The sequence below is a fragment of the Amycolatopsis lexingtonensis genome (assembly GCF_014873755.1).
Classification (GTDB): Bacteria; Actinomycetota; Actinomycetes; order Mycobacteriales; family Pseudonocardiaceae; genus Amycolatopsis; species Amycolatopsis lexingtonensis.
The window spans coordinates 5,302,518-5,328,734 of sequence record NZ_JADBEG010000001.1 but is presented as its reverse complement, the minus strand read 5'-3'; the positions used below and the strand labels follow the sequence as shown (position 1 = coordinate 5,328,734).

Annotated in this window: 27 protein-coding genes; 15 read left to right on the top strand and 12 right to left on the bottom strand. The window is 71.5% G+C overall.

Annotated elements, in window-relative coordinates; all coding sequences use genetic code 11:
* Nucleotides 1–27 precede the first annotated feature (27 nt).
* Nucleotides 28–1,422, top strand: coding sequence for a cytochrome P450 (locus tag H4696_RS23895; protein ID WP_086857294.1), 1,395 nt, complete (start codon nt 28–30; stop codon nt 1,420–1,422).
* Here the strand turns inward: H4696_RS23895 and iolD are convergent.
* The 8 genes from iolD to H4696_RS23855 are packed head-to-tail and all read right to left on the bottom strand — an operon-like array spanning nt 1,388 to nt 9,633.
* Nucleotides 1,388–3,223 carry a 3D-(3,5/4)-trihydroxycyclohexane-1,2-dione acylhydrolase (decyclizing) gene (gene iolD / locus H4696_RS23890; RefSeq protein ID WP_086857293.1) on the bottom strand — a complete coding sequence of 612 codons (1,836 nt, stop codon included), beginning with the start codon at nt 3,221–3,223 and terminating at the stop codon, nt 1,388–1,390. The two genes, H4696_RS23895 and iolD, sit on opposite strands and share 35 nt — an antisense overlap.
* Entirely contained in the window at nt 3,220–4,110 is an 891-nt protein-coding gene (iolB, locus tag H4696_RS23885) for a 5-deoxy-glucuronate isomerase (RefSeq protein WP_086857292.1), read from the bottom strand. The genes iolD and iolB overlap by 4 nt, the downstream gene beginning before the upstream one ends.
* Nucleotides 4,107–4,997, bottom strand: a complete 891-nt coding sequence (locus H4696_RS23880) for a Cgl0159 family (beta/alpha)8-fold protein (protein ID WP_086857291.1) — start codon at nt 4,995–4,997, stop codon at nt 4,107–4,109. Before H4696_RS23880 ends, iolB begins: the two co-directional genes overlap by 4 nt.
* Nucleotides 4,994–5,923: a 5-dehydro-2-deoxygluconokinase gene (iolC, locus tag H4696_RS23875; RefSeq protein ID WP_086857290.1), complete on the bottom strand. Its 930-nt coding sequence runs from the start codon at nt 5,921–5,923 to the stop codon at nt 4,994–4,996. Before iolC ends, H4696_RS23880 begins: the two co-directional genes overlap by 4 nt.
* The gene (locus tag H4696_RS23870; protein ID WP_086857289.1) at nt 5,920–6,699 is read right to left on the bottom strand and encodes an ATP-binding cassette domain-containing protein; all 780 of its coding nucleotides are present in this window, start codon (nt 6,697–6,699) and stop codon (nt 5,920–5,922) included. Before H4696_RS23870 ends, iolC begins: the two co-directional genes overlap by 4 nt.
* Entirely contained in the window at nt 6,696–7,739 is a 1,044-nt protein-coding gene (locus H4696_RS23865) for an ABC transporter permease (protein WP_086857288.1), read from the bottom strand. Before H4696_RS23865 ends, H4696_RS23870 begins: the two co-directional genes overlap by 4 nt.
* Complete coding sequence (locus tag H4696_RS23860) at nt 7,736–8,731, bottom strand: sugar ABC transporter substrate-binding protein (RefSeq protein WP_086857287.1); 996 nt, start codon at nt 8,729–8,731, stop codon at nt 7,736–7,738. Before H4696_RS23860 ends, H4696_RS23865 begins: the two co-directional genes overlap by 4 nt.
* Before the next feature lie 23 nt (nt 8,732–8,754).
* Nucleotides 8,755–9,633, bottom strand: coding sequence for a TIM barrel protein (locus tag H4696_RS23855; RefSeq protein WP_086857286.1), 879 nt, complete (start codon nt 9,631–9,633; stop codon nt 8,755–8,757).
* 122 nt (nt 9,634–9,755) lie between these two features.
* Here H4696_RS23855 and H4696_RS23850 point away from each other — a divergent pair, with 122 nt between their 5' ends.
* The 3 genes from H4696_RS23850 to H4696_RS23840 are packed head-to-tail and all read left to right on the top strand — an operon-like array spanning nt 9,756 to nt 12,278.
* A complete protein-coding gene (locus H4696_RS23850; RefSeq protein ID WP_086857285.1) occupies nt 9,756–10,766 on the top strand; it encodes a LacI family DNA-binding transcriptional regulator in 1,011 nt (336 codons plus the stop codon).
* On the top strand, nt 10,763–11,761 hold the full coding sequence (locus H4696_RS23845) for a Gfo/Idh/MocA family protein (protein ID WP_192782500.1): 999 nt from the start codon (nt 10,763–10,765) through the stop codon (nt 11,759–11,761). Before H4696_RS23850 ends, H4696_RS23845 begins: the two co-directional genes overlap by 4 nt.
* Before the next feature lie 43 nt (nt 11,762–11,804).
* Nucleotides 11,805–12,278 carry a GNAT family N-acetyltransferase gene (locus H4696_RS23840; protein WP_086857284.1) on the top strand — a complete coding sequence of 158 codons (474 nt, stop codon included), beginning with the start codon at nt 11,805–11,807 and terminating at the stop codon, nt 12,276–12,278.
* On the opposite strand, the gene H4696_RS23835 is transcribed toward H4696_RS23840, so the two are convergent.
* Together H4696_RS23835 and asnB are read right to left on the bottom strand one after the other, a co-directional pair.
* Complete coding sequence (locus tag H4696_RS23835) at nt 12,264–12,566, bottom strand: hypothetical protein (protein WP_086857283.1); 303 nt, start codon at nt 12,564–12,566, stop codon at nt 12,264–12,266. The genes H4696_RS23840 and H4696_RS23835 overlap by 15 nt on opposite strands.
* 94 nt (nt 12,567–12,660) lie before the next feature.
* Entirely contained in the window at nt 12,661–14,502 is a 1,842-nt protein-coding gene (asnB, locus tag H4696_RS23830) for an asparagine synthase (glutamine-hydrolyzing) (RefSeq protein WP_086857282.1), read from the bottom strand.
* 402 nt (nt 14,503–14,904) lie between these two features.
* Here asnB and kdpF point away from each other — a divergent pair, with 402 nt between their 5' ends.
* From kdpF to H4696_RS23785, 9 genes are read left to right on the top strand one after another with little or no spacing between them, the layout of a single operon-like run.
* Nucleotides 14,905–15,006, top strand: a complete 102-nt coding sequence (kdpF, locus tag H4696_RS23825; RefSeq protein ID WP_086857281.1) for a K(+)-transporting ATPase subunit F — start codon at nt 14,905–14,907, stop codon at nt 15,004–15,006.
* Nucleotides 15,006–16,667: a potassium-transporting ATPase subunit KdpA gene (gene kdpA, locus H4696_RS23820; RefSeq protein WP_086857280.1), complete on the top strand. Its 1,662-nt coding sequence runs from the start codon at nt 15,006–15,008 to the stop codon at nt 16,665–16,667. The genes kdpF and kdpA overlap by 1 nt, the downstream gene beginning before the upstream one ends.
* Nucleotides 16,664–18,712, top strand: a complete 2,049-nt coding sequence (kdpB, locus tag H4696_RS23815) for a potassium-transporting ATPase subunit KdpB (protein ID WP_086857279.1) — start codon at nt 16,664–16,666, stop codon at nt 18,710–18,712. The genes kdpA and kdpB overlap by 4 nt, the downstream gene beginning before the upstream one ends.
* A gap of 6 nt (nt 18,713–18,718) precedes the next feature.
* Nucleotides 18,719–19,309, top strand: a complete 591-nt coding sequence (locus tag H4696_RS23810; protein ID WP_086857278.1) for a potassium-transporting ATPase subunit C — start codon at nt 18,719–18,721, stop codon at nt 19,307–19,309.
* 4 nt (nt 19,310–19,313) lie between these two features.
* Nucleotides 19,314–21,851 carry a sensor histidine kinase gene (locus tag H4696_RS23805; protein WP_086857277.1) on the top strand — a complete coding sequence of 846 codons (2,538 nt, stop codon included), beginning with the start codon at nt 19,314–19,316 and terminating at the stop codon, nt 21,849–21,851.
* A complete protein-coding gene (locus H4696_RS23800) occupies nt 21,848–22,546 on the top strand; it encodes a response regulator (RefSeq protein WP_086857276.1) in 699 nt (232 codons plus the stop codon). Before H4696_RS23805 ends, H4696_RS23800 begins: the two co-directional genes overlap by 4 nt.
* A gap of 22 nt (nt 22,547–22,568) precedes the next feature.
* Nucleotides 22,569–22,799, top strand: a complete 231-nt coding sequence (locus H4696_RS23795; protein WP_086857275.1) for a hypothetical protein — start codon at nt 22,569–22,571, stop codon at nt 22,797–22,799.
* 5 nt (nt 22,800–22,804) lie between these two features.
* Nucleotides 22,805–23,026, top strand: coding sequence for a hypothetical protein (locus H4696_RS23790; RefSeq protein ID WP_143264966.1), 222 nt, complete (start codon nt 22,805–22,807; stop codon nt 23,024–23,026).
* Nucleotides 23,023–23,226 carry a hypothetical protein gene (locus H4696_RS23785; RefSeq protein WP_086857274.1) on the top strand — a complete coding sequence of 68 codons (204 nt, stop codon included), beginning with the start codon at nt 23,023–23,025 and terminating at the stop codon, nt 23,224–23,226. The genes H4696_RS23790 and H4696_RS23785 overlap by 4 nt, the downstream gene beginning before the upstream one ends.
* Here the strand turns inward: H4696_RS23785 and H4696_RS23780 are convergent.
* A complete protein-coding gene (locus H4696_RS23780; RefSeq protein ID WP_086857273.1) occupies nt 23,223–24,362 on the bottom strand; it encodes an acyl-CoA dehydrogenase family protein in 1,140 nt (379 codons plus the stop codon). The two genes, H4696_RS23785 and H4696_RS23780, sit on opposite strands and share 4 nt — an antisense overlap.
* A gap of 65 nt (nt 24,363–24,427) precedes the next feature.
* On the opposite strand from H4696_RS23780, the gene H4696_RS23775 reads away from it, so the two are divergent.
* Nucleotides 24,428–25,069 carry a TetR/AcrR family transcriptional regulator gene (locus H4696_RS23775; protein ID WP_086857272.1) on the top strand — a complete coding sequence of 214 codons (642 nt, stop codon included), beginning with the start codon at nt 24,428–24,430 and terminating at the stop codon, nt 25,067–25,069.
* A 59-nt stretch (nt 25,070–25,128) separates the two neighbouring features.
* Here the strand turns inward: H4696_RS23775 and H4696_RS23770 are convergent, their stop codons facing one another.
* Nucleotides 25,129–25,749 (bottom strand): hypothetical protein, encoded by a 621-nt coding sequence (locus tag H4696_RS23770; protein ID WP_169734860.1) that lies wholly within the window; start codon nt 25,747–25,749, stop codon nt 25,129–25,131.
* A gap of 176 nt (nt 25,750–25,925) precedes the next feature.
* On the opposite strand from H4696_RS23770, the gene H4696_RS23765 reads away from it, so the two are divergent.
* A complete protein-coding gene (locus tag H4696_RS23765) occupies nt 25,926–26,213 on the top strand; it encodes an acylphosphatase (RefSeq protein ID WP_086857271.1) in 288 nt (95 codons plus the stop codon).
* Nucleotides 26,214–26,217: the final 4 nt, after the last annotated feature.

Here is a 26,217-nt window from a genome sequence, read left to right as displayed (position 1 = left end):
TGGATCCGGGTTCAACAAGGAGCAGCCGTGGACACCAGCGGGATTCCGCACCGGCCGGGTCGCCTGCCGGTGATCGGCGACCTGATCGGCGCGAACCCGCGCACGCCGTTGCAGGACACCGTGCGCATCGGCAAGCGGCTCGGGCCGATCTTCACGCGCAAGGTGTTCGGCTTCGAGCTCGTCCTCGTCGGCGGCGTCGACCTGGTCACCGAGCTGAACGACGAGACGAAGTTCGGCAAGCACGTCGCCATGGGCGTGGAGAACCTGCGCGCCCTCGGCGGCGACGGCCTGTTCACCGCGCACACCCACGAGCCGAACTGGCGGCTGGCGCACGACATCCTGCAGCCGGCGTTCTCCGCCGAGGCGATGCGCCGCTACCACCCGATCATGCTCGACGTCGCCCGCGAGCTGGTGGCGGCGTGGGACGCGGCGACCGGCCCGGTCGACGTTTCCGCCGACATGACCCGGCTGACCCTGGAGACCATCGGCCGGGCCGGCTTCGGCTACCGGTTCGGCTCGTTCGAGCGCGCCGAACCGCACCCGTTCGTCACGGCGATGATCCGCGCGCTGCGGTACGCGCAGCTGCAGAACGTCAAGCTGCCGTTCGTCCGGCGCGCCTTCGCCGGGACGCCGGAGCAGAACCGGGCCGACATCGCGGTGATGACGGACCTGGTCGACGAGGTCATCGCCGAACGGCGCGGCAGCGGTGAGGACCGCCGCGACCTGCTCGGCCTGATGCTCACCGAGGGCCACCCGGTGACGGGGGAGCGCCTGGACCCGGTGAACATCCGCAACCAGGCGATCACGTTCGTCGTGGCCGGCCACGAAACGACGTCCGGCGCGCTGTCGTTCGCGCTGTACTACCTGACCCGCCACCCCGAGCTGCTGGCGAAGGCCCGCGCCGAGGTCGACGCGGTGTGGGGCGATCGCGAGCCGGCGTTCGCCGACGTCGCGAAGCTGCGGTACGTCCGCCGCGTGCTCGACGAGGCGATGCGGCTCTGGCCGACCGCGCCCGGCTACTCCCGCGAAGCGCGCGAAGACGTCGTGCTCGGCGGCAAGTACCGGATGCGCAAGGGCGACTGGGTGATCGTCCCGCTCCCGCTGGTGCACCGCGACCCCGCGGCCTGGGGTCCGGACCCGGAGGCGTTCGACCCGGACCGGTTCGAGCCCGCGGCGGTGAAGAAGCGGCCGGCGCAGGCGTACAAGCCGTTCGGCACGGGCGAGCGCGCCTGCATCGGCCGCCAGTTCGCGCTGCACGAAGCCGTGCTGGCGCTGGGCGTGGTGCTGCAGCGCTACGACTTCGACGTCGACCCGGCGTACCGGCTGAAGATCGTGGAGTCGCTGACGCTCAAGCCGAGCGGCTTCACCCTGCGTCCCCGGGTCCGGCTCAGGACTTCAGATAGCGCACCTGCCCCGGCTTGACCCGCTCGAACTCGTCCCGGCCGGCCAGGTGCTCCGGCACCCCGACCTCCCACCACGCTCCGGCTTCCGTCCACGCCGACGGCTGCGTCTTCACCACGACGACCGCCGGGCGCCGCTCGGCCACGGCGGCCTTGCGGGCGTTCGCGTACGCCGTCCGCAGTGAGTCCACTGTGGACGCATCGAACACCAGGCAGCCCAGCGACTCCGCGTGCCGCGCGAAGTCCACCCGTGGCGGCGAAGCGTGCGAAGTCGTGCAGTCGGCGTAGAAGTTGTTGAACGGCTTCCCGCCCTGCCCCTCCTGGAGCCGCGCGATCACCGCGTACCCGTCGTTGTCGCACACGACCGCGACGAACGGGTGCCCCGCGAACGCCGCCGAGAACAGCTCGGAGTTGAGCATCAGGTACGAGCCGTCACCCAGCAGCGTCGTCACCAGGCCGGGCCACGCGATCGCCGCGCCCCACGCGCCGGACAGCTCGTACCCCATGCACGAGAACCCGTACTCGACGTCCATCGACACCGCGCCGGCCCCGCGCCAGCCGCCGATCAGCTCACCCGGCAGCCCACCCGACGCCGTCATGACGTAGTCGTCCGCCGCCGACAGGTCGTTCACGACCCCGACGACCTGCGCATAGGAAGGAACCTCCGCAGCGGAAGAACGCAGCGTCTCGATGTGCGCGTCCCAAGAAGCCCGTTCAGTCGAAGCCCGCGATGTCCACGCCGGGTCCACCCGCCAGCTTTCGAGCTGGGCGGACAGGTCGGCCAGGCCCGCGTCGGCGTCCCCGGTCACGGACAGGGCGCCGTGCTTGACCGCGTCGAAGCGGGCCGCGTTGAGCGACACCAGGCGGACGTCGGGCGAGAACACCGTCCAGGACGCCGTCGTGAAGTCCTGCAGCCGCGTCCCCACGGCCAGGACCACGTCCGCCTCGGCCGCGAGGACGTTCGCCGACGACGAGCCCGTGACGCCCAGCGGCCCCGCGTGCAGCGGGTGGTCGTGGGGCACGAGCGTGCGGCCCGCCGTCGTCTCCACGACCGGGATCCCGTGCCGTTCGGCGAAGTCGAGGGCGCGGCGCGCGGCACCCGAGTACCGGACCCCGCCGCCGAGCACCAGCAGCGGGCGGTGGGACGCCCGCAGGACACCCGCCGCCTCGGTGACCGAACGCCGGTCCGGGCGCGGGCGCGGCGGGCGGTGCGTCACCGGCGCGAACAGCGCGTCCGGGAAGTCGTACGTCTCCGCCTGGACGTCCTGCGGCAGCGCCAGTACCACCGGCCCGCTGTCCGCCGGGTCCGTGAGCACTCGCGTCACCTGCGGCAACGTCGAGATCAGCTGCTCGGGCCTGCTGATCCGGTCGAAGTAGCGCGAGACCGCGCGGAAGGCGTCGTTCACCGTCGCGGTCGCGTCGCCGAAGGGCTCGATCTGCTGCAGCACCGGGTCCGGCGCGCGGCCGGTGAACGTGTCGCCCGGCAGCAGCAGCACCGGCAGCCGGTTCGCGTGCGCGACCCCGGCGGCGGTGACCATGTTCAGCGCGCCCGGTCCGATCGACGACGTCGCGACGCCGACCTGCCGCCGGTGCGTGGCCTTCGCCAGCCCGACCGCGGCCAGCGCCATGCCCTGCTCGGTGTGCCCGCGCCACACCGGGATCTCGCCGCGGTGCTCCTCCAGCGCCGTGCCGAGGCCGAGCACGTTCCCGTGCCCGAAGATCGCGAAGACCCCGGGGAAGAGCGGGACTTCCGCGCCGTCCAGGGTTTCCGAGCGCTGGGAGAGGAGCCAGCGGACCAGCGCCTGAGCCGTCGTCAGCTTCACTGGACAAGCCCTTCGTGACTCGTGACGGGGCAGCGCGGGTCGAGCTCCTGCGCCGCCCAGGTGTCGCGGACCCAGCCGTGCGCGGGGTCGTCGCAGAACGCCATGGACCGCTCTTCGGCCGGTCCGGCCAGGACGTTCAGGTAGTACATCGGGTAGCCGGGCGCGGCCACGCACGGCCCGTGGTAGCCGCGCGGGATCAGGAAGACGTCGTGGTCGCGCACGGCGACGTCCTCGTCCAGCTCGCCGTCGGCGGTGTAGGTCCGGTGCAGGCCGAAGCCCTCGCGCGACGGCGTGACGCCATCACGCCCGGCGATGCGGAAGTAGTAGATCTCCTCGTTGACCACTTCGCACTCGGACGCTTCGTCGTGCTTGTGCGGCGGGTACGACGACCAGTTCCCGCCCGGCGTGATCAGCTCGCACGCGTTGAGCTTGTCGGCGTGGTCCCAGACCCCGGGCACGCCGAAGTTGGTCACCTGCCGGGTCGCCTGCCCGGCCCCGCGGACCTCGACCGGCACGTCCTCGGCCGGCCCGTACTTCGCGGAGAGGCGGCGGGTGCAGCGGGCCATCGGCAGCGCGACCGTGAGACCGTCCGCGGTCGACAACTCGACTTCGGCTTCGCGGGGTACGTAGGCGAAGTCCGTCACGCGGGTGAAGACGGACTCGCGGCCCCGCAGCTCGAAGACCTGCCCGTCGACGCGGACGGTCGCGGACCCCGCCAGCGGCAGCACGAAGGCCTCGAACTCGCCGGTGTGCAGGATCCGTGTCTCGCCGGGTGCCAGGGTCAGGACCCGCAGCCCGGTGTAGGTCCAGCCCGCGCTGTCCGGGGTGAGCCGGACCGGGTCGGTATCGTCGGACAGTGTCCCGAGTGGACGGTGGAGCTTGCTCACTTCGCGGCCTCCAGTACTTTCGCGGCGGCTTCGACGGCCGCACCGACGTCGCCGCCGGGCGGGTAGAGCAGGGTGCGGCCGACGACCAGGCCGCGGACGACGTCGTGGCGCAGCGTCCGGCCCCAGGAGGCCAGGTCGGCGGCTGGATCGCCGGACGGCACGCCGCCGAGCACGACCACCGGCAGCGTCGTCGCGCCGAGGACCTCGGGCGAGTCGGTCGAGGGCAGCTTGAGCCAGGTGTGCGCCGACGTCGCGCCGAGGCCGGAAGCGACGGTGACCGCCCGGGCCAGGGACACGGGATCCTTCTGCAGCACCAGGTTCCCGCCGTCCCGGCGGTAGGGGAGCGGCTCGACCATCGCCACCAGGCCGTACGCGGCCAGCTCGGTGACGGCGTCGGCGCAGGCCTGCAACGTCGGGATGGTGCCCGGGTCGGCGTCGACCAGCCGCAGCAGCATCTTGCCGCCGTCGAGCCCGCAGTCGACGAGCGTGCGGGCGTCGTAGCCGGTGAACCGGTCGTCGATCTCCCAGTCCGCGCCGGCGAGGCCGCCGCGGTTCATCGAGCCGAAGACGACCTTGTCGTGCAGCGCGCCGAGCAGGAGGAGCTCCTCGACGACGTCGGGGGTGCCGAGGATGCCGTCGACGGCCGGGTTGGCCAGCGCCACGAGCAGCCGCTCCAGCAGCGTCCGCCGGTCGGCCATGGCGAGCGGATCCTCGCCGACGCCCAGTGCCCCGCGGGCCGGGTGGTCGGCCGCGACGAGGAACAGGGTTCCGCTGTCGGACAGCAGTTTCGCCCGGCGTTTGCGGGTCGCGTAGGCCTGCCGGACCGCGCCCGGGTCGGTGGCGCGGGTGTGCAGGAGTTCGCGCCAGCGGTCGTCGGTGAGGATCACAGCAGCTCCTCGATTTCGGCCGCGGTCGGCATGGCGTCGGCGCAGGCGAGCCGGGACGCCACCAGCGCGCCCGCCGCGTTCGCGTACTCCGCGATGCGCACCGGGTCCCAGCCGGAGAGCAGCCCGTGGATCAGCGCCCCGCCGAAGCCGTCACCGGCACCGAGCCCGCAGACGACCTCGACGCGTTGCGGCGGCACGGTCGACCGCCCCTCCGGCGTCGCCACCAGGACACCCTCGGCGCCCTTCTTGATCACGGCCAGGTGCAGCCCGCGCTCCAGCAAGCGATCGGCGGCGGTGTCGGGATCCGCGGTGCCGACGGCGACCTCGACCTCGGCGCGGTTGCCGACCGCGACGGTGACGTGGTCGAGCATCCCGCCGATCTCGGTCCGCGCGCTTTCGACGTCGGGCCAGAACATCGGCCGGTAGTCGAGGTCCAGGACGGTGTGCGCACGGCGGCCACGGGCTTCGAGGATCTTCCGCTGGGTGGCTCGCGCGGGCTCGGCGGAGACGCCGGTACCGGTGACCCACAGCAGCGGGACCGACTCGACGACGTCCCACGGCACGTCGTCGTCGGTCAGCGTGAGGTCGGGGGCGATGGGGGAGCGGTAGAACAGCAGCGGCGGGTCCGCGGGCGGGTTCAGCTCGCAGAACACTACCGGCGTCTGCAGCTCCGGCGAAGTGCCCACGAAGGCCGGTGAGACGCCGAAGCCGTCGAGGGCCTGCCGGACGTAGTCGCCGAAGCCGTCCGGCCCGACCTTGGTCAGCACCGCCGTGCGCCGGCCGAGCCGCGCGGCGGCGACCGCGACGTTGGTCGCGGTGCCGCCGAGCGACTTGGCGAAAGTGCTGACGCCGGCCAGGGGGACGCCGCTCTGCTCCGGGTAGAGGTCGACACCCACCCGCCCGATCGTCAGCGCTTCGAGACTCACGCCTTCTCCACCTGCCGCAGTTCGTGTTCGAGGGCTTCCAGTTCCGCGCCGCCCGCCATCTGCCGGGTCAGCTCGTTGATGCCGATCTCCGCCTTTTCGTACGACCCGAGCGGCGCACCCCGCTTGAGCAGCAGGAACCGGTCGGCGACCGGGTAGGCGTGGTGCGGGTTGTGCGTGATCAGCACGACGCCGAGCCCGCGGTCCCGGGCCTGGGCGACGTACTTGAGCACCACCCCGGCCTGCTTGACGCCGAGCGCGGCGGTCGGCTCGTCGAGGATCAGCACCTTCGCGCCGAAGTACACCGCCCGCGCGATCGCGACGCACTGGCGTTCGCCACCGGAGAGCGTCCCGACCGGCTGTTCGACGTCCCGCAGGTCGATGCCCATGTCGGACAACGCCTTCTTGGTCGTCTCGCGGCCCTTCTTCCGGTCGAGGAACCGGAACGGCCCGAATCCCGTCGTCGGCTCGGAACCGAGGAAGAAGTTCCGCCAGACGCTCATCAGCGGCACCACGGCGAGGTCCTGGTACACGGTCGCGATGCCGCGGTCCAGCGCCTCTCGCGGCGAGGCGAACCGCACGGGCTCGCCTTCCACGAGGAACTCGCCCTGGTCGTGCTGGTGCACCCCGGCCAGGATCTTGATCAGCGTGGACTTCCCGGCGCCGTTGTCGCCGAGCACGCAGGTGACCTCGCCCGCGTTGACCACAGTGGACACCTCGCGCAGCGCGATCACGCTGCCGTAGGTCTTCCCGATGTCGCGTACTTCCAGCAGGCTCATCGGCGTACCCTTTCCGCGCGGCGCCGGAAGGCGTTGTTCACCAGGACCGCGGCCAGCAGCATGATGCCGAGGAACAGCATGAACCAGTCGCTGTTCCACTGCGCGAACACGATGCCCTGGCGCGCCATGCCGAAGATCAGCGCGCCGATCGCCGCGCCCACCGCCGAGCCGAACCCGCCGGTGAGCAGGCAGCCGCCGATCACCGCCGCGATGATGTACTGGAACTCCAGCCCGATGCCCTGGTTCGCCTGCACGCTCGCGAAGCGCAGGATGTTGATCGAGCCGACCAGCCACGCGCCGAGCGCGGTGCCCATGAACAGCAGGATCTTCGTGCGCACCACCGGCACGCCGACCGAGCGGGCCGACACCTGCGACCCGCCGACCGCGAAGATCCAGTTGCCGAAGCGGGTGCGCACGAGCAGCACCGCCGCGATCACCGTGACGACGATCCACCAGATGATCGACGACTGGAACTCGGTGCCGCCGACGGCGAAGGTGGACGCGAACAGCGCGCCCGCCGACTCGTAGCCGCTGGTCGAGCGCATCCCCGACACCTGCACGGTGTTGGTGACCAGCCGCGTCACACCGAGGTTGAGCCCCTGCAGCGCCAGAAACGACCCGAGCGTGACGATGAAGCTCGGCAGCCCGGTCTTCATCACCAGCCAGCCGTTGAACGCCCCGACGCCGAGCGCGAAAACGAGCGAAACCGCCAGCGCGAGCCAGACGTTCCAGCCTGCCTGCGTCGCCAGGATCGCCGTGACCAGCGACGTCGACGCCGTCATGACGCCGGCCGAGAGGTCGAACTCGCCGCCGACCATGAGCAGCGCGACCACGACGGCCATGATGCCCAGCGTCGAGGAGTCGTCGAGCCAGGTCGCCACGCCCAGCGGGCTGAGGAACTGGCCGGTGACGACGGAGAAGAAGACGAACACCAGCACGGCGCCGAGCAGCGCGCCGATCTCCGGGCGGACCACCAGCCGATCGGTCAAGCTTTTCTTCCCGACGCGCTCGTCGGGCTGGGCTTGGATCGCCGCGGTCATCGCGTGCCGCGCTCCGCGTACGGGGCCACGGTGTCGATGTTGGTCTTGTCGACGAAGCCCGGGCCGGTCTGGACCGGCTTGCCGCCGCCGATGGTGTTGCCGTTTTCCTTGTACAGCTTGAGGAACACGATCGGCAGGTAGCCCTGCTCGTACTGCTGCTGGTCGACGGCGAAGAGGATCGTGCCCGCCTTGATGGCCGCGACGACGTCGGCGTTCAGGTCGAAGGTCGCCACCTGCGCCTTGGAGCTCGCCTCCTTGGCCGCGTCCACCGCGCGCGCCGCGACCTGCGAGTTCAGCGCCAGCACGGCGTCGATCGACGGGTCGGACTGCAGCGCGCCGCGGATCCGGGCCTGCGCGTCGGTCGGGTTGGAGATGTCGACCTGCAGTGTGGAGACGTTGCCGAAGGTCTGCTTCGCGCCGTCGCAGCGCTGGTTCTGGCCGATGTTGCCGGCCTCGTGGATGACGCACAGCAGCTTCGTCTTGCCGGCCGCCTTGAGCCGCTGCCCGGCACCCTGGCCCGCGAGGCCCTCGCTCTGGCCGACGTGCGCGATCGCGCCGAAGGCGGCGCTGGAGTCCTCGCCGGAGTTGATGGTGACGACCGGGATGCCGGCCTTGACCGCGTTCTGGATCGACGTCTGCAGGGCCTGCGGGTTCGCCATCGAAACCACCAGGCCGCTGACCTTCTGCGCGACCGCGTTGTCGATCAGCTTGGCCTGGTTGCCGGGGTCGCCGTCGGCGAAGTAGTCGACGCCGACGTTCAGGTCCTTGCCCGCCTGCTCGGCGCCGTTCTTGACGACGTTCCAGAAGGCGTCGCCGGCGGTGCCGTGGGTGACCACGGCGACCTTCAGCGGGCCGCCCGAACTCGGCGCCGCGGCTTGGGAACTCGGGCTGCCGCTCGACGAGTTGTCGGCGGACGGGCCGCTGCAGGCGGACAGGACCAGCCCGGCGGCGGCGATCGCCGCCACGCCGGCCAGCTTCTTGATTGAGAACACAGTCACTCCTTTGGGACCAGGGATTACAGGGAGTCGAGGATCTTCGCGAGGTGGGCCAGGCTGCGCTCGGTGTCCCGCCGGGGTACGTCGTCGGGGCTCTCCGCGCCGAGGGCGGTGTCCTGTTCGAGGACGTACCAGCCGTCGTAGCCGGCCGCCTGGACGGAGCGCACCATCGACGCCACGTCCACGTCCCCCTCGCCGAGCGGGGTGTAGATGCCCCGCCCGACCGCGTCGGTGTAGCCGAGCCGCCCCGCGCGGACTTCGGCCGCCAGGTCCGCCCGGACGTCCTTGAGATGCACGTGCCCCACCCGTTCGGGATACCGCTTCGCCAGCTCCACCGGATCCGTCCCGCCGATCATCAAGTGCCCGGTGTCGAGGCACAAGCCCAGATCGGAATCGGCGAGGAACCGCTCGACCTCGGCCTGCTGCTCCACGTGCGTCCCGACGTGCGGGTGCAGCACGGTGTGCAGGCCGTGGGCGGCGGCGATGTCGTGGATCTTGCTCGCGGTTTCGACGAGCGTCGCCCATTCGGCGTCGGTGAGCTTCGGGCGTTCGTCGTAGCCGTCGAGCCCGGTCGCGGCGGCGAGCACCAGGACGTCGCCCCCGCACGCAGCGAACAGCGCGGCCGACTCTTCGGCTTCCTTCAGTGCGTTTTCCTGGTTCTCGTGCAGGACGACGGCGAGGAAGCCGCCGACGAGCGTCAAGTCGTACCGCCCGAGCAGTTCCCGCAGCTCCGCCGGGTCGCGCGGGAGGTACCCGGGCGGGCCCAGCTCGGTCGCCTGGACGCCGAGCGCCGCCATCTCACCGAGCACGGTTCCCGCGTCCAGCACCCGGCCCCAGCCCGGGACTTCGCAGACACCCCAGGAGATCGGCGCGGCGGCTACTCGGATCGTCGCTGTCACAAGGGGCCTCCGTTGGTCCGTTGGAGCGCTCTATTGATTAGAGCGCTCTAATCTTGTAGCGTCGGTCACAGCAAGTCAAGGCCGAGTTTTCCGAGATCAGGGGGTGTCACGTGCGTCCGACGATGGAGGACGTCGCCGCCAGGGCGGGCGTTTCGCGCGCGCTGGTGTCCCTGGTGATGCGGAATTCGCCGAAGGTGTCCGACGCCCGGCGCGCGGCGGTCCTGCGCGCGGCCGAGGAACTCGGCTACCAGCCGCACGTGATGGCGCGGTCGCTCGCCAGCCGGACGTCGACGGTGCTCGGCGTGATGGTGAACGACCTGCGCAACGCCTTCTTCGCCGACATCGTCGAGGAACTGGACAGCGCCGCGCAGGCCGCGGGCTTCGACCTGATCCTCAACACGGGCGGCCGCAGTCCCACGCGCGAGTGGAACGCCCTGCACAACCTCCTTTCCTTCCGCCCGGCGGGGATCATCCTGCTTTCGCCGGTCGTCCCGGCGGCATCGATCCAGAGAGCGGCCAAGCAGTGCCCGGTCGTGCTGGTTTCGCGGACGATCCGCTCGTCCACAGTGGACACCGTCAACGACGACGGCGAGGCGGGCTCCGCGCTGGCGGTCGACCACCTGGCCGGCCTCGGGCACCGCCGCATCGCCCACCTCGACGGCGGCGGCGCGGCCGGCGCGGCCCAGCGGCGGCGCGGCTTCGAGGCCGCGATGCGGAAGCACGGCCTGGAGCCGATCGTCGTGCGCAGCGAGCACACCGACATCGGGGGCGAGACCGCCGTGCGGGAGCTGCTCGCCACGTACTCGCGCGCCGACCTGCCGACGGGGCTGGTCTCCGGCAACGACTTCAACGCCGTGGGCGCGATTTCGGCCCTCGAAGAAGCCGGGCTGCGCGTGCCGGAGGACGTGTCGGTCGTCGGCTACGACAACACGTCGCTCGCCGCGCTGCGGCACCTCTCGCTGACCACAGTGGACCAATCGCGCACCGACATGGCGAGGCTGGCCTTCGCGGCGCTGCTCGAGCGCGTCCGCGGGGAGCGCACGGAGCCGGTCCGGCACCTGCTGCACCCGTCACTGGTGGTCCGCGCGACCACCACCGAAGTTTCCGCTGCTACAGGAGGAGCACCACGATGAGGTTGGGACTGGCGGGCACCGGCCGGATCGGCGCCGCGCACGCGGAGACGCTGAAGGGCTTCGACGAGGTCGAGTCGGTCGTGGTGGCCGACGTCGACCCGGCACGCGCTGCCGCGGCCGCCGCGAAGCTGGGCGTCGAGACGGCTGCCCTCGACGACCTGTTCACCGCGGGGATCGACGGCCTGGTCGTCACGGCGGCGACGGACGCGCACCCGGGCCTGATCATCGCGGCGGTCGACGCGGGCATCCCGGTGTTCTGCGAAAAGCCGGTGGCCGCGGACATCCCCGGCACACTGGCCGTCATCGACCGCATCGGCGCTTCCGACGTCCCGGTGCAGATCGGCTTCCAGCGCCGCTTCGACGCGGGCTACGCGGCGGCGCGGGCGGCGGTCGCGTCGGGCGAACTGGGCTGGCTGCACACGCTGCGCGCGACGACGTTCGACCCGGCGCCCCCGCCGGCGGAGTACGTCGCCCACTCGGGCGGCCTGTTCCGTGACTGCGGCGTCCACGACTTCGACGTCATCCGCTGGGTGAGCGGCCGCGAGGTCGAAGAGGTGTACGCGATCGGCGCCAACCGCGGCGAGCGGTTCTTCGCCGACGCGGGCGACGTCGACACGGCGGCGGCGACGCTCACCCTGGACGACGGCACCCTGGCGACGGTGTCCCTGACCCGCTACAACGGCGCGGGCTACGACGTGCGCCTGGACGTGCTGGGTTCGGTGTCCGGCGTGGTAGTCGGCCTGGACGACCGGTCCCCGCTGCGTTCGGTGGAGCCGGGCGTGGCACCACTGCCGGGCCCGGCGTACCCGGGCTTCATGGAGCGGTTCCGCCCGGCGTACACGACCGAGTTGCGCGCGTTCCTGGACGTCGTCGCGGGCCGGGCGCCATCGCCGTGCGTGGCGGCGGACGCGCTGGAGGCGTTCTACATCGCGGAGGCGTGCGAGGTCTCCCGCCGCGAACGGCGTCCGGTGAAGCTGGCGGAGGTCCGGCGCTGAAACCCGGTCGCGCACCCGGGCGCCCGGCGGGCAGACTCCGGGCATGATCGCCCTGACCGGGCTCGACGAGGGCGCCCTCGCGCGGCTGCTCGACGCCGCCGTCGCCGGAGCCGACCCCCTGGACGTCATGCCTCCGGTCGAGGGCCCACCGGGCTGGATACCCGCGCGCCGGGCGGCGTTTCTCGAGTTCCACCGCGGCCGCTGCCTCGATCCGGCCACGGCGGTGGAGCGCACGTGGGTGGTCGACGCGGACGGCACCGCGGTGGGAGCGGCCCGCCTGGAACACCACGGCGACGCCGTGGAGGCGGGGATCTGGCTCAGCCGGGACGTCCGGGGCCGCGGCATCGGCCGCGAGGTGATGAAGCTGCTCTTGGCCGAAGCCCGCACGACCGGAGCAGCCCGCATGATCGGGTCGACCACGGCGGGCAACGCGGGAGCCCGGTCGCTGCTGGCCGGGCTGGGCGCGCACCTCACCACCGAGGGCGACGAGGTGCGGGCGGAACTACCGCTGAGCTGACCGCAGCTTCGGCAGGATCTCCGTCCGCACGTACTCGAGCGCGTCCCGCTCCGGCAGGATGTGCGGCCCCTGCACCCACACCACCCCGTGCCGGACCGCGGCGGCCGTCACCCGTTCCCGCAGCGGGCCCACCACCCCCGCGCCCAGCACCAGGGCGTCCACCACACCGAGCCAGGAGAGCGCCGACTCCTCCGAGACGACGCCGTCCGCGGCGAGACCCGCCGCGGACAGCGCCGCCGTCACCCTCGAGACCGTGGCCGGGTTGCGGCCGAACAGCAGCACCTTCATGCCCCGAGCCTCACACCTCAAGCGCACCTGAGGTCAAGTGCCGTGAAGGCCTCCTTACCGGGCAAAAAAGCCGGTAAGGAGGCCTTCACGGACTTCAAGACAGTTCGAGCGTGGGGGAGTACATCTCGATCCAGTGGTAGAAGTCGAGCACCCGGTCCAGGCCGATGCGCATGGCCGGGTCCATGGTCGCCGGGTCCACTTCGGACGCCCGGTGCGCCCACGCGCGGTCGACCAGGCCGAACACGTCGTGCTTCGGCTCGGCCAGTACCTCCTTGACCTGCTGCTGCAGCGCCGCCGCGTAGCCCGGGTCCTGCGTCGACGGGTACGGGCTCTTCACCCGCTGGGCCACCGACTCCGGCAGGACATGAGAAGTAGCGTGCCGCAGCAGGCTCTTCTCCCGCCCGTCGAACGTCTTCAGCGACCACGGCGTGTTGTAGACGTACTCGACCAGCCGGTGGTCGCAGAACGGCACCCGGACCTCCAGGCCCACCGCCATCGACGCGCGGTCCTTGCGGTCGAGCAGCATCCGCACGAACCGGGTCAAGTGCAGGTTGCAGATCGTCCGCATGCGCGCCTCGCGCTCGGACTCGCCGTCGAGGTGCTCGACCGCGGAAACGGCCGAAGCGTACTGATCGGCGACGTAGGACTCGACGTCGAGGCTCTTCACCAGCTCCGGCGTGTACAGCGACGCCCGCTCGTCCATCATCGACGTCCGGAACGCCAGCCACGGGAACGTGTCCGCGTTGACGGCCTTCTCGTCGTGGAACCAGCGGTAGCCGCCGAACACCTCGTCGGCCGACTCGCCCGACAGCGCCACCGTCGACTGGCCGCGGATCGCCTTGAACAGCAGGTACAGCGACGTGTCCATGTCGCCGAGGCCGGCCGGGATGTCGCGGGCCCGCAGCACCGCGCGCCGGACCTCGGGGTCGGTCAGGTCGCCCGGGTTGAGCATGACGTCTTCGTGCGCGGAGTTGACCAGCTGAGCGACGTCCCGCACGAACGGCGAGTCCGCGGTGTCGCGCATCTCGTCCGGCTTGAAGTTCTCCTCCTGGCCGAAGAAGTCGACGGAGAACGTCCGCAGCTGCTCGCCCTGTTCGGCCAGCCGCGCGGCGGCGAGGCCGGTGACGGCGCTCGAGTCGAGCCCGCCGGAAAGCAGCACGCAACGGGGGACGTCGGCGACGAGCTGGCGGTTGACGATGTCGGTCATCAGCTCGCGCACGCGGGCGACCGTCGTCTCCTGGTCGTCGGTGTGCTTCTTCGCGTCCAGCTTCCAGTAGGTGCGGGTCTTGATGCCCTCGCGGGACACGGTGACGATCGTGCCCGGCTGGACCTCTTCCATGTCCTTCCACAGCGACCAGCCCGGCCGCTTGGTGAAGCCGGCCAGCTCGCGGAAGCCGTCGAGGTCGACGACCTTCTTCGCGAGCGGGTTCGCCAGGATGGCCTTCGGCTCCGACCCGAACAGGACGCCGTCGCGCGTCGGGTAGTAGTAGAACGGCTTGATGCCCATCCGGTCGCGGATCATCACGAGCCGGTCGTCGCGCTCGTCCCAGATCGCGAAGGCGTACATGCCGTTGAGGTGGTCGACGACCGCGTCGCCCCACTGGAGGTAGCCGTGCAGCACGACCTCGGTGTCGCTGTCGGTCTCCCACTGGTGGCCGAGCTTGGTCAGCTCTTCCTTCAGCTCGGTGAAGTTGTAGGCCTCACCGCTGTAGACCATCGCGACGTCGCCGTTCGGCGTGTGCACCGACATCGGCTGCCGGCCGCCGGGCAGGTCGATGATGGCCAGCCGCCGGTGGCCGAGCGCGACGTTGCGGCGCACCCAGGTGCCCACGTCGTCCGGGCCACGGCAGGACATGGTCGCGGTCATCGCGTCGACCACTTCCTGGCGGCGGGTGAGGTCGGCGTCGTAGGAAACCCAGCCGGCGATACCGCACATAGGTGATCCCCTCTCCCAAGATTTGCTTAGCCGATACAACTATCGGTAACACAGGTGTAACACGGGCTGTAGATCTTGTCTGCCCGAATTGCACGTTCCGCACTTGTTCCGTCACGCGTTGTGTCGCGAGTCACTGACCAACTGCATTGCGTGATTAATCGGCAAACGTTTGCGTGATGGCCGCCACCAGCCATAAAGACGGCGTAAATGCGTGTCAGGAACGCATCAAGGCGCCGTCAGCCGCAGGTCGGGACGTGGTCCCCGAGCCGCAGAGTGAACGCGTCCGGTCACCGAACCCGGTGACCCGTCTTGAGAGGTGCCTGTGGCCGACTTGCTCTACGCCGTCCTGCTGATCGGCGTGTTCGTGGTGCTCGCGCTGGCGCTGCGCGGACTGGAGAAGCTGTGAGCGGCGCGGGAACCGTAGCCAACGTCATCGGCGGGCTGCTGGCGCTCGGCCTGCTCGTCTACCTCTTCGTCGCGCTGATCAAGCCGGAGAAATTCTGATGTCCGACACGACGGCCGGGCTCATCCAGCTCGGCCTGCTCCTCGCCGCCCTCGCCGCGGTCTACAAACCGCTCGGCGACTACCTGGCGCGCGTCTTCTCCACCGAGAAGCACCTGAAGCTCGAAAAGGGCCTCTACAAGCTCTTCCGGGTCAACCCCGACTCCGAACAGCGCTGGCCGACCTACGCCGCCGGCGTGCTCGGGTTCTCGTTCGTCTCGGTCGTCCTGCTCTACCTGCTGCAGCGGCTGCAGCCGGTCCTGCCGTGGAACCTCGGCCGCGGTTCGGTGAGCCCCGGCGTCGCGTTCAACACGGCGATCTCCTTCGTCACCAACACGAACTGGCAGTCCTACGTCCCCGAGACGACGATGGGCCACTTCGTGCAGATGGCCGGGCTGACCGTGCAGAACTTCCTGTCGGCGGGCGTCGGCCTGGCCGTGGCGATCGCCGTGACGCGCGGGTTCGTCCGCGCGAAGACCGACCGGCTCGGCAACTTCTGGGTGGACCTCACGCGCGGCACGATCCGCGTCCTGCTGCCGATGGCGTTCGTCTTCGCGATCGTGCTGGTCGCGCTCGGTGTGGTGCAGAGCCTCAAGGCCGGCGTCGCCGTCACCAACCCGGACGGCAGCCAGAGCACCATCGCCCTGGCTCCCGCGGCGAGCCAGGAGGCGATCAAGGAGCTGGGCACGAACGGCGGCGGCATCCTCAACGCCAACTCCGCGCACCCGTTCGAGAACCCGAACGCCTGGACCAACCTGATCGAGCTGTTCCTCATCCTGGTGATCCCGGTCAGCCTGACCCGCGCGTTCGGCAAGCTCGTCGGCAAGCCCAAGCAGGGGTACGTCCTGCTCGGCGTGATGGGCCTGCTGTGGGCGGCTTCGCTGGCCATCATCTGGTTCTCCGAAGCCAACGCGAGCAACCCGGCGGCCCTGGCCGCGGGCGCGAGCATGGAGGGCAAGGAACAGCGGTTCGGCATCGGGTTGACGTCGATCTTCGCCGACACCACCACCGGCACCTCGACCGGCGCGGTCAACGGCGCGCACGACAGCCTCTCGGGCCTCGGCGGCGGGGGACCGCTGCTGAACATGCTCTACGGCGAGATCTCGCCCGGCGGCGTCGGCACCGGCCTCTACGGCATCCTCGTCATGGCGATCATCGCGATGTTCCTGGCCGGCCTGATGGTCGGGCGCACGCCGGAGTACCTGGGCAAGAAGCTCGGCAAGCGCGAGGTCACCTGCGCGGCCATCGCGATGCTGGCCATGCCGACCGTGGTGCTGCTCGGCTCGGGGATCGCGTTGCTGCTGCCGGACACGGCGGGCGCGCTCGGCAACGGCGGCGCGCACGGCCTGTCCGAGATCCTCTACGGCTACGCGTCCACCGGCAACAACAACGGCAGCGCGTTCGGCGGCCTGACCGCGACGAGCGACTGGTTCCAGTCCTCGTTCGGCGTCGCGATGGCGCTCGGCCGGTTCGTGCCGATCCTCGCCGTGCTCTGCCTGGCCGGTTCCCTGGCCGCGCAGCGCAAGGTGCCCGAAACCGCGGGCACGCTGCCCACCACCGGGCCGCTGTTCGCCACCATGCTCACCGGCACGGTGGTGCTCGTCGCGGCCCTCACGTTCATCCCGGCGCTCGCGCTCGGGCCCATCGCGGAGGCACTCGCATGACCGTCACCGAAGAACGACCCCAGGTGACACCTGTCGAAACCACGAGCCGGGTCGGCGCCGGGATCTTCAGCCCCCGCCAGCTCTGGACGTCGCTGCCGGAGGCGTTCCGGAAGCTGAACCCGAAGCACCAGCTCGGGAACCCGGTGATGTTCGTGGTGTGGGTGGGATCCGCGCTCACCACGGTCTTCGCGGTCACCGACCCGAGCGTGTTCACCATCCTGATCGCCGTCTGGCTGTGGTTCACGGTCCTGTTCGCCAACCTCGCCGAAGCCGTCGCCGAAGGGCGCGGCAAGGCGCAGGCGGAATCCCTGCGGCGGTCGAAGAAGGAGACGGTCGCGCGCCGCCTCACCGCGACCGGCTCGGAGGAGCAGGTGCCCGGCGTCGAGCTGACGATCGGCGACCTGGTCGTCGTCGAAGCGGGCGAGGTGATCCCCGGTGACGGCGACGTCGTCGAGGGCATCGCCACCGTCGACGAGTCGGCCATCACCGGCGAGTCCGCGCCGGTCATCCGCGAGTCCGGCGGCGACCGAAGCGCCGTCACCGGTGGCACGACGGTGCTGAGCGACCGGATCGTCGTGCGCATCACCACGAAACCGGGCGAGTCCTTTGTGGATCGGATGATTGCGTTGGTGGAAGGCGCTTCGCGGCAGAAGACGCCGAACGAGATCGCGCTGACGATCCTGCTCTCGACGTTGACGATCATCTTCCTGCTCGCCGTCGTCGCGCTGCAGCCGATGGCCCGCTACTCGGGTTCCGAGCAGTCGGTGATCGTGCTGACCGCCCTGCTCGTCTGCCTGATCCCGACGACGATCGGCGCGCTGCTGTCCGCGATCGGCATCGCGGGCATGGACCGCCTGGTGCAGCGCAACGTCCTGGCGACGTCGGGCCGCGCGGTCGAAGCGGCGGGCGACGTCTCGACGTTGCTGCTCGACAAGACCGGCGCGATCACCTTCGGCAACCGCCGCGCGACCGAACTGATCCCGGTCGGAACGTCCACACCGGACGAACTCGCGCGGGCCGCCCGGCTGGCCAGTCTCGCCGACGAGACCCCCGAGGGCCGCAGCGTCGTCGAGCTGACGTCGGGTTACGCGGCCCAGGACGAGCACGGCGAGTTCGTCCCGTTCACCGCCCAGACGCGGATGAGCGGTATCGACATCGGCACCCGGCGGATCCGCAAGGGCGCCGCGTCCGCGGTCCGCGCGTGGGTGCGCGACAACGGCGGTGACTTCCCCGACGAGACCGAGCGCGTGGTCGACGAGATCAGCGCCCAGGGCGGCACGCCGCTCGTCGTCGCCGAGGACGCCGTGGTGCGCGGGGTGATCCGGCTGTCCGACGTCGTCAAGCCGGGCATGAAGGAGCGCTTCGACGAGCTGCGCGCGATGGGCATCAAGACGGTGATGATCACCGGCGACAACCCGCTCACCGCCAAGGCCATCGCCGCGGACGCGGGCGTCGACGACTTCCTCGCCGAAGCCAAGCCCGAAGACAAGATGGCGCTCATCAAGAAGGAGCAGGAAGGCGGCCGGCTGGTCGCGATGACCGGCGACGGCACCAACGACGCCCCCGCGCTCGCGCAGGCCGACGTCGGCGTCGCGATGAACACCGGCACCTCGGCGGCCAAGGAAGCCGGGAACATGGTCGACCTCGACAGCGACCCGACGAAGCTGATCGAGATCGTCGAGATCGGCAAGCAGCTGCTGATCACCCGCGGCGCGCTGACCACGTTCAGCGTCGCCAACGACCTGGCCAAGTACTTCGCGATCCTGCCCGCGATGTTCACCGGGATCTACGCCCAGCTGGGCGGGCTGAACATCATGCACCTGGCCACGCCGAAGTCGGCGATCCTGTCGGCGGTCATCTTCAACGCGCTGATCATCGTCGTGCTCATCCCGCTGGCCCTGCGCGGCGTGCGGTACAAGCCGTCGTCGGCCTCGGCCCTGCTGCGCCGCAACCTGCTCGTCTACGGCCTCGGCGGGATCGTCAGCCCCTTCCTCGGGATCTGGCTGATCGACCTGCTCGTGCGCCTCATCCCCGGAATTGGGTGAACGAAAGTGACCACGCTCGTCAAGCAGACCTGGGCGGGGCTGCGCGTCCTCATCGTGATGACGGTCCTGCTCGGGATCCTCTACCCCCTCGCCGTGTGGGCCATCGCCCGCATCCCCGGCCTGGAGTCGAACGCCGAAGGCTCGATCGTCACGCAGCACGGTCAAGCGGTCGGGTCGTCGCTCATCGGCGTCGACCCGGTGCCCGCCGACCCGGCGCGCGACCCGTGGTTCCACACCCGGCCGTCGGCGGCCACCCCCGAGATGCCGTCCGGCGCGTCCAACAAGGGCCCGTACAACGAGGACCTCGTGAAGACCATCCAGGAGCGGCGGGCCGCCATCGCGCAGCGCGAAGGCGTGTCACCCGGCCAGGTGCCGCCGGACGCCGTCACCGCGTCCGCTTCCGGCCTCGACCCGGCGATCAGCGTCGCCTACGCCGACCTCCAGGCACAGCGGGTCGCGAAGAACACGGGGCTGCCCCTCGACCGGGTGAAGCAGCTGATCGACCAGAACACGAGCGGCGCGGGGATCGGCGTCCCCGGCGTGAATGTGCTCCCGCTCAACTTGGCCGTGCAAGCCGCGGCCGGAGGGGCACACTGACAGCGTGACCACCGAAAACACGCCTTCGAAGCCGCGCCGGGGAGAACTGAGGATCTACCTCGGCGCGGCTCCGGGCGTCGGCAAGACCTTCGCCATGCTCGGCGAAGCGCGGCGGCGGCTCGACCGCGGCACCGACGTCGTCGTCGGGCTGGTCGAGACGCACGGCCGCGAGAAGACCGCGGTGCTGCTCGACGGCCTCGAGATCGTCCCGCGGCGGCACGCGGACCACCGCGGCCGCGCGTTCGACGAGATGGACGTCGACGCCGTCCTCGCCCGCGCGCCCGAGGTCGCCGTCGTCGACGAGCTGGCCCACACGAACGTGCCGGGTTCGCGCAACGCCAAGCGCTGGCAGGACGTCGAGGAGCTCCTGGAAGCCGGCATCGACGTGCTGTCCACGGTCAACGTGCAGCACCTGCAGAGCCTCAACGACGTCGTCGAGCGGATCACCGGCGTCACCCAGCAGGAGACCGTGCCCGACGAGGTCGTCCGCCGCGCCGAACAGCTCGAGCTGGTCGACATCACGCCCGAGGCCCTGCGGCGGCGCCTCGCGCACGGCAACGTCTACCCGGCCGAGCGGATCGACGCCGCGCTCGGCAACTACTTCCGCCCCGGCAACCTCACGGCGTTGCGCGAGCTGGCGCTGCTCTGGGTGGCCGACCAGGTCGACGTCGCCCTGCAGCGCTACCGCGCCGAGCAGCGGATCACCGACACGTGGGAGGCGCGCGAACGCGTCGTCGTCTCCATCACCGGCGGGCCGGAGAGCGAGACGCTGATCCGCCGCGCCAGCCGGATCGCCACCCGCGCCGGCGCCGAGCTGCAGGTGCTGCACATCCTGCGCGGCGACGGCCTGTCCGGCATCGGCCCGACCGCGATGGCCCGCTGCCGCACCCTGGCCGAGGAGGTCGGCGCGACCTTCCACACCGTCGTCGGCGACGACGTCCCGGCCGCGCTGCTGGACTTCGCCCGCGGGGTCAACGCGACCCAGCTGGTGATCGGCACCTCGCGGCGCTCCCGCGTGGCGCGGCTGTTCGACGAGGGGATCGGCGCGTCGGTCGTCCAGCGGTCGGGGCCGATCGACGTGCACATGGTCACCCACTCCGAGGCAGGCGGACGGCTGCGGGCCCGGCTCGGGGCGAGCCCGCTGGGGTTCTCGCGGCTGGTCGCGGGCTGGGTGCTGAGCGTCGTGCTGCCGGTGCTGGTCACCGTCGTCGGGATCTTCGTCCCGACGGGCCTCGACTTCGCCACCGACGTGATCTCCTACGTGCTGGCCACGGTCGTCGTGGCGCTGGTCGGCGGCCTCGGCCCGGCGCTCGTCGCGGCCGTGCTCGGCGCCGGGCTGCTCAACTTCTTCTTCACCCCGCCGCTGTACACGCTCAACGTGCACACGCCGCAGAACCTCGTGACGCTGATCGCGATGGTCGTGGTCGCGGTGCTGGTCGCGCTGGTCGTCGACCAGGCGGCGCGCCGGGCCACGCAGGCGGCGCGGGCGCGGACGGAAGCGGCGCTGCTGGCGTCGTACGCCCGGACCGTGCTGACCCACGCGAACCCGATCGAGCGGCTGCTGGAGAAGGTCCGCGAGAACTTCGGGCTGACGTCGGTGACGTTGCTGGAGAAGCAGGAAGGCGAGTGGCGGGCGGTGGCGTGCGCGGGGGAGCACCCGTGCGCGGACCCGGACGAGGCCGACGTCGACATCGCCGTCACCGCGGACGTGCACCTGACCCTGCGCGGGCGCGCGCTGCCGGCGGCCGACCGGCGGGTGCTGGAAGCCGTGGCCGGCCAGGCATTGCTCGCCCTGCGCCAGCAGCGCACGGCGGCCGCGGCGGCCCGCGCCGAACGCAAGGCCGAGGCGACCGAGCTGCGCACGACGTTGCTTTCGGCCGTCGGGCACGACCTGCGGACGCCGCTGACGTCGATCAAGGCGTCCATCGGCAGCCTGCGCGCGCCCGACCTGCAGTTGTCCGAAGAGGACACCGCCGAGCTGATGGAGGCCATCGAGCTGTCCGCCGACCGGCTCGCCGGCCTGATCGACAACCTCCTCGATTCGTCGCGGCTGGCCACCGGCGCGGTGAAGCCGCACCTGCGTCCGGTGGGGTACGACGAGGTCGTCGCGCACGCCTTGTCCAATGTGGACGCCTCGGACGCGGTGCGGGTCGCGGTGGACGACCAGCTCCCGGCGGTGCTCGCCGACCCCGGTCTCCTGGAACGGGTGGTGGCGAACGTGCTGGACAACGCGCTCCGGCACGGCGGCGCACCGGTGTCCGCGCGCGCGTCGGCGCACTCCGGCCAGGTCGAGCTGCGGATCACCGACCACGGCAAGGGCCTGCGCAAGGGCGCGGCGGCCTCGGCGTTCGCGCCGTTCCAGCGCCTGGGCGGCGACCGCGACGCGACCCCGGGCGTCGGCCTCGGGCTGTCGGTGGCGAAGGGCTTCACCGAGGCGATGGGCGGCACCATCCGCGCGGAGGACACCCCGGGCGGCGGCCTCACGATCGTGGTCTCCTTGCCCGCGTTCACCGTCGAGTTCCAGGAAGAGGGGGTGCGATGAGCGACCCGGGTGCCACCGTGCTGGTGGTGGACGACGAGCCGCAGATCGTGCGTGCACTGCGGATCAACCTCAACGCCCGCGGGTACAAGGTGATCACCGCGCACGACGGCACGGCCGCGTTGAAGGCGGTGGCCGAGACCAAGCCGGACGTGGTGGTGCTGGACCTCGGCCTGCCGGACCTCGACGGCACGGAGGTCATCGCGGGCCTGCGCGGCTGGACGACTGTCCCGATCATCGTCCTGTCCGCCCGCGGCGACTCGGCGGACAAGGTCCAGGCCCTCGACGCGGGCGCGGACGACTACGTCACGAAGCCGTTCGGCATGGACGAGCTGCTGGCGCGGCTGCGGGCGGCGGTCCGCCGCTCGGCGGTGGCCGGCGCGGACGGCGCCGATGCGGTGGTGGACACGTCGTCGTTCAGCGTGGACCTCGCGGCCAAGCGCGTCCGCCTCGCCGACGGCTCGGAGGTGCACCTGACGAAGACGGAGTGGGGCGTGCTGGAGCTGCTGGTCCGCAACCGCGGCCGGCTGGTGGCGCAGAAGCAGCTGTTGCACGAGGTGTGGGGCCCGTCGTACGAGACGGAATCCCACTACCTGCGCGTGTACCTGGCCCAGCTGCGGCGCAAGCTGGAGCCGGAGCCCTCCCGGCCCCGGCACCTGCTCACCGAACCGGGTATGGGTTACCGCTTCGAGGTCTGAGCGGCTGGGTACCCAACCCGGCATGGACGGGTCGAAGACGTGGCTGCTCGGCGGTGAGCGCATTCCGGCGGTGATCGTGCTGACGCTGGCCGTCGGCGCGACGTTCGGATCGTTCGGTCTGATCTTGACGGCCTTCGCCGGTGATGCGGCCGGCGGGACGAGGTGGCTGCGCGTCGCGGCGGCGGCGGCCGGAGTCCTCCTCACGGTCTACCTGTGGCGGCTGTTCGCCCACCGCCTGCGCCGCGGCGGCTGATCGGGATGGCTTGGGGAAAGTGGGTTCCCAGCGGCCGTCTGCCCGCGAAGGCCGCCCTGGGACTGGCGATCGTGTTGACCGGGTGCGCGCTCGGTACCGGCCTGCTCGCCTTCGTCTTCGGCGAGGGAGTGGCCGGGTGGCGGCGCGCACTGCAGGCCGTCGTCGCGGTGGCCTGGCTGGTCCTGGCCGCGTGCTACTGGTTCCGGTACGCCCGGAGCCGGGGTTGACCGGGCCGGAATCGCGGCGGCGCGGCCGGACGGCGCGGCCGCTGGGGCTGCTCGTCCCGGTGGCCCTCGGTTACCTCGGGGGTGTGGGCGTGGCGGCCGTGTTCGGTCTCGGAGATCCGTGGGTCCGTGGCCTCCTCGGGGCCGCCTTGGTGCTCGGGGCCGCCGCCGCGGCGTCGCTGCGGCGGCGATCCCGCGGCTAGAACCAGAAGGTCGGCTGCTCGATCCCGAACCGCAGCTTCGCGTACCGCTTCGAAGCCGCCGTCGAGAAGTAGATGTGCTGGGACGCCGCGTGGAGGTCGCGGAAGCAGCGCTGGATCGGCTGGTCCGCGTGCAGCGCTCCCGCGCCCGCGAAGCCGAACGCGGTGTCCACCGCGCTCAGTGCCGCTCGCATCGCCTGCTGGGTCGCCAGCAGGAACTGCCCGCGCCGGGCCGCATCCGGGACGTCGCCCGCGCACGCCGTCTCCCACAGCTCGCCGAGGGCGTCGAAGACGAACGCGCGGGCCGAGCGCAGCTGTCCCTCCGCGCGGGTCAGGGCGATCTGGACGTCGCCGTCCTCCGCGATCGGCCCCGGGCCCGGCGGGCGGAACTTCGCCGGGGCGAACGTCGTGAACTCGTCGAGCGCCCGGCGCGCGATGCCGAGCGGGACGCCCGCCATCATCGTGCCCACCAGCGTGAAGAACGGGAACCGCCACTGCGGGCCGTCGTGGCGCGCCGGGTTCGTGAAGGGGGACGCGGTGTGCTCCGCGCGCACCACCGCCTCGATCTCGACGTCGTGGCTGCCGGTGCCGCGCAGGCCGGTGACGTCCCAGTTGTCGAGCACCCGGACCTCCGCGGCGGGGACGAACGCCAGCCGCCAGTCGCGGGGGTCGCCGTCGGCGAAGGCGCCGCCGAAGAAGAGGTCCGCGTGCGGGCTGCCGCTGCAGAACGCCCAGCGGCCGGTGAGGGCGAACTTGCCGGCGCCGTCGCCGGTCAGCCGGCCCATCGGGGCGAACACGCCGCCGCCGATCGGGTCCGGGGCGGCCGCGAGCAGGTCCGCCGCGGCGGCCGGGTCGAGCCAGGCGAGGAACGCCGAGCCGTTGCCGATCATGATCGTCCAGCCCGCGGAGCCGTCCGCGCGGCAGAGTTCTTCGACCACTTCGACGACTTCGGCGGGCGGCAGCTCCAGCCCGCCGAGCGACCGCGGCGTCGCGAGCCGGAAGAGCCCGGCGGCGCGGGCCCGCTCGACGAGGTCGCGGGGCAGGGTCTTGAGCTCCTCGGCCTCGGTGGCGCGGGCGCTCAGCTCGGGCGCGATCTCCCGCGCGGCGGTCACGGCGTCGGTGGTGGCTTGTCCCATCATGGTCAGCGCCCCCTCAGGGTGTCATGATAGCTGGACATCTATTGGATAGAGGAGTCTCTACCTAAATGGCCGACCCTGTCAAGCGCCGCTACGACACGTCCCGGCGCCAGGAGCAGGCGCGGGAGAACCGCCGCCGGATCCTGGCGGCGGCGTCGGGGCTCTTCCGGGAGAAGGGGTACGCGGCCACGTCGATGCCGGAGGTTGCGAAGGCGGCGGGCGTGGCGGTGCAGACGGTCTACAAGGCGTTCGCCAACAAGGCGACCTTGCTCAAGGCGGTCTTCGACGTGACCCTCGCCGGCGACGACGAAGACGTGCCGATGGCCGGCCGCGACTTCATCGCGGAGATCCAGGCCGAGCCCGACGCGGCGCGCAAGATCGCGCTGTACTTCGGCCACCTCGCCTCGGTCTCCCCGGCGGTCGTCCCGGTCCAGCTCCTGGCCCGCGACGCGGCGGCGGCCGACCCGGCGGCGGCCGAGGTCTGGGCCCAGATGCGCGCCGAGATGCTGACGGCGATGACGTACTTCGCGTCGGACCTGATGCTGACCGGCCAGGTCCGCCCGGGCCTGACCGACGTCGACGTCCGGGACATCCTGTGGACCTACCACGGCCCGGAGCAGTACGAGCTGCTCTGCCTGGAACGCGGCTGGCCCCCGGCCCGCTACGGCGACTTCCTCCGCGACGCGGTCGTCACCGCGATCCTGGACTGAACGCCGTGAAGGCCTCCTTACCGGCGTTTTCCGCCGGGAAGGAGGCCTTCACGGATTTGCTACTGAGCGCGAGTGGTACTGCCGGTGACGCCGGACGACGTGTCGGTCGGCGCCGAGGTCGGGGCGCCGCCGGTGCTCGTGCCGCCGCCGGAGGTCGGCGTCGTCGGGTCCGTGGTCGGCGTGGTCGTCGGCGGCGTCGTGGGCGTCGTCGACGGCGGCTTCGGGGTGGTCGTCGGGGGCTTCGGCGTCGTCGTCTGCGGCGGTGGGTTGTCGCCCGTGTCGCTGCGCGGAGGCGGCGGGGGCTGGGTCACCAGCGTCGTCGTGGTCTTGCCGTCGGGGCTGACCGACACGACCGTGGTCGGGGCGCTCGAGGAGGACGTCGCGGCCGATTCGGTCGTCGGGGCGCCGACGGTCGACGGGCCGGACGGAGACGGGGTGTTCGGCGCGGTCTGCAGGCCGGCCTGCGAGGTGCCCTGGCCGCCGATGCCGCCGGGGCCGCCCGCGGTCGTGGCCGGGCCGGGGCCCGCCAGCTCCGCCACGGCGGCGAACGCGGTCGCGACCACCAGGCCGGCGACCCCGAGCACGACGTACCCGGTGCGGTTCGGTTTGCTGCTCTTGGGCGGCGCGGTGTCGATCCTGGTGATCCGAGAGCTCGAATCCGGCCCGTCGGGGCGGGGCATACAGGCTCCTTGGGGATTTCGGGGAGGCGCGGGCGAGGTCGTGAACCGGGCGTGAAGCCCGACGGCGGGGGAGCGACCTCGGCCGGGAGGTTATCACCGGCGTGCGGGTATTCGCCCAGGTAGTGGGCTTGATCCGTTACTGTGCGCTGTCGGTTGACCCGGAAGGGAGGAACAGCGTGAGTGAGCAAGAAACGAACACGCGCTTGACGGCGTGGGTGCGCGGCCGGGTCCAGGGTGTCGGTTTCCGCTGGTGGACGCGCAGCCGTGCGCTCGAACTCGGCCTGGTCGGGAGTGCGAGCAACCTGGCCGACGGCCGTGTCGAGGTCATAGCGGAGGGTAGCCGTGACCACTGTGCGCGGCTGCTGGAGGTGCTGCGGTCGGGAGAATCACCCGGAAGTGTGGAGCACGTCGCCGAGCGCTGGTCTGACCCGAAAGGGGGACTCGACGGCTTCGTCGAGCGGTGACGGG

Excerpts from the sequence above, each read along its gene's own strand:
- H4696_RS23870 (WP_086857289.1), bottom strand. The coding sequence starts at position 6,699 with ATGAGCCTGCTGGAAGTACGCGACATCGGGAAGACCTACGGCAGCGTG.
- H4696_RS23865 (WP_086857288.1), bottom strand. The coding sequence starts at position 7,739 with ATGACCGCGGCGATCCAAGCCCAGCCCGACGAGCGCGTCGGGAAGAAA.
- H4696_RS23850 (WP_086857285.1), top strand. The coding sequence starts at position 9,756 with ATGGAGGACGTCGCCGCCAGGGCGGGCGTTTCGCGCGCGCTGGTGTCC.
- H4696_RS23845 (WP_192782500.1), top strand. The coding sequence starts at position 10,763 with ATGAGGTTGGGACTGGCGGGCACCGGCCGGATCGGCGCCGCGCACGCG.
- H4696_RS23840 (WP_086857284.1), top strand. The coding sequence starts at position 11,805 with ATGATCGCCCTGACCGGGCTCGACGAGGGCGCCCTCGCGCGGCTGCTC.
- H4696_RS23835 (WP_086857283.1), bottom strand. The coding sequence starts at position 12,566 with ATGAAGGTGCTGCTGTTCGGCCGCAACCCGGCCACGGTCTCGAGGGTG.
- asnB (WP_086857282.1), bottom strand. The coding sequence starts at position 14,502 with ATGTGCGGTATCGCCGGCTGGGTTTCCTACGACGCCGACCTCACCCGC.
- kdpA (WP_086857280.1), top strand. The coding sequence starts at position 15,006 with ATGTCCGACACGACGGCCGGGCTCATCCAGCTCGGCCTGCTCCTCGCC.
- kdpB (WP_086857279.1), top strand. The coding sequence starts at position 16,664 with ATGACCGTCACCGAAGAACGACCCCAGGTGACACCTGTCGAAACCACG.
- H4696_RS23800 (WP_086857276.1), top strand. The coding sequence starts at position 21,848 with ATGAGCGACCCGGGTGCCACCGTGCTGGTGGTGGACGACGAGCCGCAG.
- H4696_RS23795 (WP_086857275.1), top strand. The coding sequence starts at position 22,569 with ATGGACGGGTCGAAGACGTGGCTGCTCGGCGGTGAGCGCATTCCGGCG.
- H4696_RS23790 (WP_143264966.1), top strand. The coding sequence starts at position 22,805 with ATGGCTTGGGGAAAGTGGGTTCCCAGCGGCCGTCTGCCCGCGAAGGCC.
- H4696_RS23780 (WP_086857273.1), bottom strand. The coding sequence starts at position 24,362 with ATGATGGGACAAGCCACCACCGACGCCGTGACCGCCGCGCGGGAGATC.
- H4696_RS23775 (WP_086857272.1), top strand. The coding sequence starts at position 24,428 with ATGGCCGACCCTGTCAAGCGCCGCTACGACACGTCCCGGCGCCAGGAG.
- H4696_RS23770 (WP_169734860.1), bottom strand. The coding sequence starts at position 25,749 with ATGCCCCGCCCCGACGGGCCGGATTCGAGCTCTCGGATCACCAGGATC.